The sequence below is a fragment of the Salinimicrobium oceani genome (assembly GCF_012037645.1).
Genome location: NZ_JAAVJR010000197.1, coordinates 1 through 634 on the forward strand (window position 1 = coordinate 1; position 634 = coordinate 634).

Genomic DNA, 634 nt, shown 5'->3' on the forward strand with positions numbered 1-634 from the left:
CATTCTAAAAGCTATGGAGATTCTTTCTTCGAATTTCTCACTAAACACTACGGCAGCTCTAAAAAAGATCATCTTACCGCTCATGATGGTCATGAAGACCTTCCCTTTAATCATGATGCTGCCAAGGCAACGATCAATATTTATGTGGTAGGTGAGCCCCAAATTTTTCAATTGGCAACTCCCCCGGTACTACACCCACAGGTGTCCTGTTTCTACACCAATTCTTATACCTCCCAAACTCCCGGCAAGATATTTCAGCCTCCCATTTACGCATAGTTCTGTTTTTATCATTTCTGAAAGCTTCAGGAAAAATTCACTTTTTCAAGATTGAATTATGCTTAAACATATTATCCAGTTCAGTTTAAAGAATAAACTTATTATTCTCCTGTTCACTGCAGTAATGGTGGGGTATGGTCTATATTCCCTCACCCAGATCCCCATTGGTGCGGTTCCCGATATTACTAACAATCAGGTACAGGTGATCACCACTTCCCAAAACCTCTCCACCCAGGATATGGAGCAATTTATTACCGCTCCCGTGGAACTGGAAATGGCAAACCTGCCGGGGGTGGTAGAGATCAGGTCGGTTTCAAAATTCGGACTTTCTGTAGTCACCATTGTCTTTGATGATGAT

2 protein-coding genes are annotated in these 634 nt (G+C 42.0%); both read left to right on the forward strand.

Annotated features, from left to right (window positions below; all coding sequences use genetic code 11):
- The coding region (locus HC175_RS16235) for a hypothetical protein (protein WP_168139436.1) at window positions 1-276 on the forward strand (276 nt) is incomplete at its 5' end.
- A gap of 58 nt (window positions 277-334) precedes the next feature.
- Window positions 335-634, forward strand: a 300-nt coding sequence (locus HC175_RS16240) for an efflux RND transporter permease subunit (RefSeq protein ID WP_168139437.1), incomplete at its 3' end; no start/stop codon positions are given.